The organism is Pseudonocardia ammonioxydans, from assembly GCF_900115005.1.
Taxonomy (GTDB): domain Bacteria; phylum Actinomycetota; class Actinomycetes; order Mycobacteriales; family Pseudonocardiaceae; genus Pseudonocardia; species Pseudonocardia ammonioxydans.
In genome coordinates, this window is record NZ_FOUY01000098.1 from 1 (window position 1) to 8,162 (window position 8,162).

The 8,162-nt window shown below is 70.3% G+C and carries 7 protein-coding genes; all 7 read left to right on the forward strand.

The annotated features are described in order from the left end of the window. Positions 1-56: 56 nt before the first annotated feature. On the forward strand, positions 57-701 hold the full coding sequence (locus BM093_RS33760) for a sarcosine oxidase subunit gamma (protein ID WP_093357246.1): 645 nt from the start codon (positions 57-59) through the stop codon (positions 699-701). A 52-nt stretch (positions 702-753) separates the two neighbouring features. Continuing rightward, positions 754-1,827 carry a DMT family transporter gene (locus tag BM093_RS33765; RefSeq protein WP_093357248.1) on the forward strand — a complete coding sequence of 358 codons (1,074 nt, stop codon included), beginning with the start codon at positions 754-756 and terminating at the stop codon, positions 1,825-1,827. Further along, positions 1,827-2,126, forward strand: a complete 300-nt coding sequence (locus BM093_RS33770) for a hypothetical protein (protein ID WP_093357251.1) — start codon at positions 1,827-1,829, stop codon at positions 2,124-2,126. Before BM093_RS33765 ends, BM093_RS33770 begins: the two co-directional genes overlap by 1 nt. Before the next feature lie 203 nt (positions 2,127-2,329). Beyond that, positions 2,330-4,690 (forward strand): trimethylamine N-oxide demethylase, encoded by a 2,361-nt coding sequence (locus BM093_RS33775; RefSeq protein WP_093357254.1) that lies wholly within the window; start codon positions 2,330-2,332, stop codon positions 4,688-4,690. 32 nt (positions 4,691-4,722) lie between these two features. Continuing rightward, the gene (locus tag BM093_RS33780) at positions 4,723-6,084 is read left to right on the forward strand and encodes a flavin-containing monooxygenase (RefSeq protein ID WP_093357257.1); all 1,362 of its coding nucleotides are present in this window, start codon (positions 4,723-4,725) and stop codon (positions 6,082-6,084) included. A gap of 45 nt (positions 6,085-6,129) precedes the next feature. After that, the gene (locus BM093_RS33785) at positions 6,130-7,464 is read left to right on the forward strand and encodes an NAD(P)/FAD-dependent oxidoreductase (protein ID WP_093357260.1); all 1,335 of its coding nucleotides are present in this window, start codon (positions 6,130-6,132) and stop codon (positions 7,462-7,464) included. Positions 7,465-7,507: 43 nt separating this feature from the next. Beyond that, the coding region (locus BM093_RS33790) for a formyltransferase family protein (protein WP_143105693.1) at positions 7,508-8,162 on the forward strand (655 nt) is incomplete at its 3' end.

The window sequence follows — 8,162 nt, forward strand, 5'->3', positions numbered from 1 at the left end:
CACTGCGCGGGTGATCGACGGGCACGCCCACGTCGACCCGGAGGGAGCACGTCAACGTGTCTGACACCGTCACCGCTGTTGCCCGCAGTCCGATCCGCCCGCTCGACCCGGTCGAACGCGACGGGTGGGAGATCAGTGCCCGGCGCAGCACCGCCGGGCTGACCCTGGCCGACCAGTCCCCCCTGGCGAAGATCAGTGTCCGGGGCCCGTTCGACGGCGCCCTGCGCGAGGTCCTCGGGACCCGCTTCGGGCGCGCCACCCGCACCGAGCGGGCCGGGACCCCGGTCCTGGCGGTCGGCGCCGGCCCGGGGGAATGGCTGGTACTGGGCCCGCCCGGCACCGCGAACGCCCTGCACACCGACCTCGACACCGCCACCCGTGCCACCGGGGAGTTCGTGTCGGTGCTCGACCTGACCCACGGCCGGGCCCTGATCCGCCTGCGCGGCCGGCACACCGCCACCGTGTTGAACAAGCTCTGCGGCATCGACCTGCACGACCAGTCCACCCCCGACGGGGCTGCGCTGCGCACCTCGGTGGCCGGACTGGCCACCGACCTGATCCGCGACGACGGACCCGCCCCCGCGGACCCGTCCTACCTGTTACACGTCGAACGCTCGAGCGGGCAGTACCTGTTCGACGTCGTCCTCGACGCAGGCGCCGAGTACGGCATCGAGGTCACCGGGCCGGGGCCCGACGCCTGAGGTTCGCCGACAGCTGCGTCAGCGCAGTCCATCCATCGGCCGGAGGTAACCCATGCCGAGCGCACGGAGCATTGAGGAGTTACGTGTAGAACATCGGAACCGGCAGGTCAGATGGGGTTTCATCTGGGCCCTCTGGTGTGCGGTGCTCTGGGGTGCCTGGTACGTGCCCGGCACGGTGATCTACGAGGTGGAACCGTTCGTCGGCCTGGCGGACAACTACCTGCTGGCCGCGCTGGTGATCACCATCCTGAACGCGATCGCCGTCCTGCTGGCCATGTTCGTGTGGACGGGTGCCCTCGGGAAGATCGGTGACTACGGCCGGACGCTGATGCAGCCGCGGATCTCGCGGTGGTACCTGCCGGCCGGCGTCGCCGGGATGCTCGCGATCTTCGGGTCGATCCTGGCCATCGCCTATGTCGGCACGGCGTTCGCCGCGGTCGCGGCGCTGCTCTACCCGATCGTCGGTGCGTTCGCCGCACGCGCCTGGTACGGCGAGACGATCACCAAGCGGGCCGCGCTCGGCATCGCCGTGATCGTGCTGGGCGGTGTCGTGATCTTCGCCCCCGGCATCCTCGGCGAGATCACCGGCGCGGGCGGCGGCGGCTGGCTCGGCTACCTCGGCGGCCTCATGGCGATCGTGGGCTGGGGCCTGGAAGGGGCCATCGCCGGGCGGGCGCTCGACGTCAGCGATCCCGACATCGGCCTCCCGCTGCGCTTCACCGCCGAGGTGGCGATCTGGCTCGTCATCGCGGTCCCGCTCGCCTCGATCCTCGCCGGCGGGGCGTTCTGGGCGGCGGTCGGCGCGTCCCTGACCTCGGGCCCGGTGCTGCTGCTGATGCTCCTGCTGGGGCTCACGTTCGGGTTCTGCTACGTGTCCTGGTACAAGTCGTTCCCGCTGATCGGGGTCGGTCGCGGGCAGGCCATCGCCGCGCTGTACGGGCCGCTGGCCCTGGTCTGGCTCTACGTGTTCACCCTCGAGCCGCCGGGGATCCAGTTCGCCGTCGGCGCCGTCATCGCCGTCGTCGGCAGCTTCATCCTGTTCACCGAGCGCCGCGACGTCCTCGAGGTCATCCGCTCCGTGCCCAGCAGGCACCGGGCGCCACTCACCACGGACGGGACGGACTGATGGCTCGCGTGCACATCAAGGGATACGTCCTGCAGAAGCTGCTGGCCGACGGCCCGCTGTGGGACCACGAGGTCGTCGCGGCCGTCGAGCAGGAGTACGGGCTCTCCGGCGCGTACTGGGCGGGCACCGTCCGGCTGACGCTCACCGACCTCTACTCGGGCGGCCTGCTCGACGAGGTCGGGGCCGACGTCGACCCGGCCCGCAGTACCGACGGGGAGAAGCTCACGCTCCGGTACCAGGTGAACGGATTCGGCCGTGAACGCATGATCCAGTCCGGGCTGCTGGCGGTGGCGAGATGACCGGCGGTGGCGAGATGAGGAGGAACGGCGATGAGTGAGTGGTACGCGTACCCGGCGGGTCCGATCCTGGCGACGATCCTGTTCATCGTCCTGCCACTGATCGCGCTCTACCAGGCCCGCACGTTCGTCCGGAAGCTCTGATCCCCTCCGTCCCGGCGGGAGCCGGCCGGGTCGTGCAGGAACCTGTGAAGGAGGCGAGTCGCATGACAGTACCGACCGACCGCAGGCCGGACCGTCGACGCCTGCTGCTGCCCGGCCTGCTCTCGCCGGAACCGGGACTGGAGACCTACTGGGTCCGCGCCGGCGGCCTGACCGGTGTCCGGCTGGCCGCCGGGGACGAGCTCACGGTCGTCGACCTGGAGGGACGCCAGGTCGCCGAGCTGACGACCCTGCGCCCGGCCGGCACGACGCAGCCGGTGCTCGAGCTCGTGCCGGACGGACCGGCCACGGTGCTGCGCTCGGTCGTGGCGCGGAGTACCCGGATCGCCGATCCGGTCGTGGCCCACCTCGTCCGCAACGGTCTCGACCCGACCCGGCTGGAGGCGGCCCGGCTGTTCGGGGAGTGGTCGCCGGCCGGGGCGACCGAGCGGTTCGTCGCGCAGGCCCCGGGAACGGTGGTCGTCGCCGCACCCGGCCACGAGATGCGCCTCGACGCGGCCGAGGCGAACCCGCCGTCGGACCTGCTGATCGAGCTGCGGCGGGCGCGGCGCGGCATGGTGCCGCCCCCGCCGCTGCCGGAACCGCTGGCCGAGCCGGTGCTGGACTTCCGGGTGGACCGTGCGAGCGCGCGGAGCTATGAGGTGAAGGCCGGCCAGTACATCCAGATCATCGACGTCGAGGGCCGGCAGTGCTCGGACTTCCTGGCCTTTCACTCCCACCGGCTGCAGGAGGGGATCGAACGGGGGCTCGACTCGACCGCGACCCGGTACTTCATGGGCCAGGCCTACCCGCAGCCCGGCCTGCACGGGAAGTTCTACGACCCGGACATGCAGCCGCTGGTCGAGGTCGTGCAGGACACCGTGGGCCGCCACGACACGTTCGGGCTGGCCTGCAACGCCAAGTACTACGAGGACATGGGCTACCCGGGCCACGTCAACTGCACGGACAACTTCAACGCCGAGCTCGGTGGGTACGGCATCGCCCCGCGGGCCGGCTGGCCCGCGCTGAACCTGTTCTACAACACCGCCTTCGACGGGCAGAACCAGCTGGTCTTCGACGAGCCGTGGTCACGTCCCGGGGACTACGTGCTGATGCGCGCCGGCACCGACCTCGTCTGCGCGTCCTCCGCGTGCCCGGACGACGTCGACCCGTCGAACGGCTGGGTCCCGACCGACGTCCACGTCCGGGTCTACGACGCCGAACGGAAGTTCTCCATGGCCATCGCGCACCGTGTCACCCCGGACCAGCCGGCGAAGCTGACCAAGAAGACCGCGTTCGCGGACCGCACCTCCGCGCTCACCCGGCAGTTCGTCGAGTACCGCGGGTACTGGCTGCCCGCGAGCTTCGACGGCCACGGCCCGCAGGAGGAGTACTGGGCCTGCCGGGAACGGGCCGCGGTCATGGACCTCTCGCCGCTGCGCAAGTTCGAGGTGCTCGGGCCGGACGCCGAGGCGCTGCTGCAGTACGGCGTCACCCGCAACATCCGCAAGCTCTCGCACGGGCAGGTCGTCTACTCCGCGGTCTGCAACGAGACCGGCGGCATGATCGACGACTGCACGGTGTTCCGGCTCGGCGACACCAACTTCCGGTTCGTCTGCGGCGACGAGTACACCGGCACCTGGCTGCGCGAGCAGGCCGAGCGGCTCGGCCTGGACCGGGTGTGGGTCAAGCACTCCACCGACCAGCTGCACAACATCGCCGTGCAGGGCCCGGCGAGCCGAGACCTGCTGCGCGAGCTGATCTGGACGCCGAACACCCAGCCCTCGTTCGCCGACCTGACCTGGTTCCGGTTCGCGATCGGGCGGCTGCGCGACCACAACGGCATCCCGATCCTGGTCTCGCGCACCGGGTACTCCGGCGAGCTGGGCTACGAGCTCTGGTGCCACCCCGACCACGGGAACGAGCTCTGGGACGCGGTCTGGGCGGCCGGGCGTCCGTACGGGATGCTCCCGCTCGGGCTGGACGCGCTGGACATGCTGCGGATCGAGTCCGGCCTGGTCTTCGCCGGCTACGACTTCACCGACCAGACCGATCCGTACGAGGCCGGGGTCGGGTTCACCGTCCCGCTCAAGTCGAAGGAGGACGACTTCTCCGGGCGGGAGGCGCTGCTCGCCCGGAAGGCGAGCCCGCAGCGCACGCTGGTCGGGCTCGAGCTCGAGGGCAACGAGCCGGCGGCGCACGGGGACTGCGTGCACGTCGGCCGGTACCAGGTCGGGGTCGTCACGAGCGCCACCCGCTCGCCCGTCCTGCGGACGAACATCGCGCTCTGCCGGATGGCGGTGGAGCACGCCGAGATCGGCACCGACGTCGAGATCGGAAAGCTCGACGGCCACCGCAAGCGCATCCCTGCGCGCGTCGTGCGGTTCCCGTTCTACGACCCGGACAAGGAGCGGCCCCGCTCCTGAGCGGGGTCTCGATCGAGGTGAGGGATGAGCAGATGACACGACGAGTGGCGATCATCGGGGCCGGGCCGAGCGGCCTGGCGCAGCTGCACGCGTTCGAGCAGGCCCGCGCGGCCGGCGCGGACGTCCCCGAGCTCGTGTGCTTCGAGAAGCAGAGCGACTGGGGCGGTCTGTGGAACTACACCTGGCGCAGCGGCCTCGACGAGCACGGCGACCCGTGCCACGGCAGCATGTACCGCTACCTGTGGTCGAACGGTCCCAAGGAGTGCCTGGAGTTCGCCGACTACACCTTCGAGGAGCACTTCGGCCGCCCGATCCCGTCGTTCCCGCCCCGCGCGGTCCTCGAGGACTACATCCTGGGCCGGGCGAAGAAGTCGGGCGTGCGCCGGCACATCCGGTTCGACACCGCCGTGCGCTGGGTCGACCACGACCCGCAGAGCGACACGTTCCGGCTGACGGTCGAGGACCTCGAGCAGGGCGTGAGCCGGGACGAGGAGTTCGACCACGTCATCGTCGCCACCGGGCACTTCTCCATCCCGAACGTGCCGTCCTACCCGGGGTTCGAGCAGTTCCCGGGGCGGATCCTGCACTCGCACGACTTCCGCGACTCCCAGGAGTTCACCGGCAAGGACATCCTCGTCGTCGGCAGCAGCTACTCGGCCGAGGACATCGCCCTGCAGACGCGCAAGTACGGCGCGAAGTCGGTCACGATCAGCTACCGGAGCGCCGCGATGGGCTTCCCGTGGCCCGAGGGCATCGACGAGGTCCCCGGCATCGACCGCGTCGAGGGACGCACCGTCACCTTCGTCGACGGCACGACCCGCGACGTCGACGCGATCATCCTGTGCACCGGCTACCGGCACCACTTCCCGTTCGTCGCCACGCCGCTGCGGCTGGTCACGGCGAACGTGCTCTACCCGCCGGACCTGTACAAGGGCATCTTCTGGACCGCGAACCCGAAGATGATGTACCTGAGCATGCAGGACCAGTACTACACGTTCACGATGTTCGACGCCGAGGCGTGGTACGCCCGCGACGTCGTGCTCGGCCGGATCACGCTGCCGGGACGTGCCGAGATGGACGCGGACATCGCGGCCTGGCGGGCCCGCGAGGCGGCGCTCGACGGGCCGATGGACGACATCGACTTCCAGGCCGACCACATCGCCGACCTCCTCGCCGCCGTCGACTACCCGGCCTTCGACCTGGACCTCACCCGGGAGCAGTTCAAGACCTGGGAGCACCACAAGACGGAGAGCATCGTGGGCTACCGGGACCGGGCGTTCTCCTCGCCCTGCACCGGGACCCCGGCGCCGATCCACCACACCGCGTGGTGGGAGGCGCTCGACGACTCGCTGCCGACGTTCCTCGACCAGCGCGAGACGACCTCGGCGTCCTGACGCACTTCGCTGCGGACCGTGTCCGCGAGATTGGGTGATCGACACATGCTTCCCGAGAAGTCCCGTTACGTCGTCATCGGTGCCGGGATCCACGGCCTCACGACCGCGTGGCACCTGGCCCGCGGGCTGGCCGCGAGCGGCCGCGGCGACGGCACGGACGTCCTGGTGGTGGACAAGAGCGGCGTGGGCGCCGGTGCGTCCGGCGTCGCGTGCGGCGTCATCCGGAACAACTACTTCCAACCGGCGATGCGCAAGCTGATGGCGCACTCGGTCGAGGCGTGGGAGCGGCACGCCGAGGATCTCTCGTACCACGGTGTGGGCTACATCCAGCTCGCGCCGGACTCGATGGCCGACGACGTCCGCCAGATCGCCCGCGAACAGAACGAGATCGGGTACGAGTCGGTCCTGGTCGAGGGGGCCGACGAGTGCCACGCCTACATGAAGGAGATCTTCTCCGACTGGCAGGCTCCGGGGATCTCGATCCTGCTGCACGAGAAGCGCGGGGGGTACGCCAACAACACCCGCTCGCTGGCCGGGCTGGAGGCGAAGGCCCGCGCGGCCGGCGTCCGGATCGAGACCGGGGTGACGGTCACCGGGCTCGAACGGGCGGGGGAGCAGGTCTCCGCCGTCGTGACCGACCAGGGCAGCGTCGCCTGCGAGGCGGTGGTGGTGGCGGTCGGCCCCTGGGTGCGCGACATCTGGTCGATGCTCGACCTGCCGACCCACATCACCGTCCGCGACACCGCGGGCCGGGACCACCCCGACCAGCCGATGTGGACGTACTGGGCGCTGCAGGAGGGCACCCTCGAGGTCGATCCGCAGGAGTTCACCGACAACCGCGGCGGGTTCCCGCCGGTGGTGCACGTCGACTCCGACGCCCCGCTGTACGACGACGAGGACGGGTCACTGGTCACCGACCAGCTGTGGGGGATCTACTACAAGCCGGACTTCCACTTCGGCGGTGTCCAGGGCGGGGCGTCCCCGCAGCGGATCGACCGCCCGGCGGGCGAGGTGGCAGTGGACCCGTACGGGCCGGCGAGCCCGGAGTTCGTGGTCGACGACTCGTTCGTGCGCATGTGGACCTCCGCGCTGGCCGCGTGCCACAAGCGGTTCCAGAACAAGCGCGGCGTCTACTCGAAGGAACCCTCCGGCGGGATCGGTGCGTTCACCCCGGACAGTTTCCCGGTGTTCGACACGTTCCGCGGCAACACCTACGTCATCGCCGACGCCAACCACGGCTACAAGATGCTCGGTGTCGGTGAGCTGGTGGCCGCCGAGCTGCTCGGCGAACCGCAGGAACTGCTGGCGCCGTTCCGCTTCGACCGGTACCGCACCGGTGACCTGCACCCGACCAGCCATTCACCGTTCCCCTGGAGCTGACGGATCCCCTGGAGCTGACGGAGACGAGAGAAGGATCTGTGCGATGAACGAGGTGAGTTCGGGTCTGCCGGATTCGGCGGTGGTGGCCCCCGACCGGCGCAGTCATTGGGCGCGGGACGGGGCGTTGCACGACCACGGCCGGTTGTTGATGTCGTGTCAGGACGGTCCGGGGATCGTGGCGTCGGTGACGGCGTTCCTGCACGAGCGGGGTGCGAACATCGTGCACGCCGATCAGAACTCCACCGACCCCGAGGGTGGGAAGTTCTTCCAGCGGATCGTGTTCCACCTGCCGGATCTGGTGGAGCGGCTGCCGGGGCTACGCCGGGAGTTCGGTGAGCAGGTGGCGGGCCGGTTCGCGATGGGGTTCCAGATGAACGCCGCCGAGGTGCCCAAGCGGGTGGCGTTGTTCGTGTCGCGGTTCGATCACTGCCTGCTGGATCTGTTGTGGCGGTGGCGGCGCGGGGAGCTGCCGGTGGAGATCGTGCAGGTGGTGTCGAACCATCCGGACCTGGAGAAGGACGTGGCCGGGTTCGACGTGCCGTACGCGCACATCCCGGTGACCCGCGAGAGGAAGGCCGAGGCCGAGCAGCAGCAGCTCGAGCTGCTGGCCGGGCGGGTCGATCTGGTGGTGCTGGCGCGTTACATGCAGGTGCTCAGCGGGGACTTCCTGGGCCGGGTCGGGGTGCCGGCGATCAACA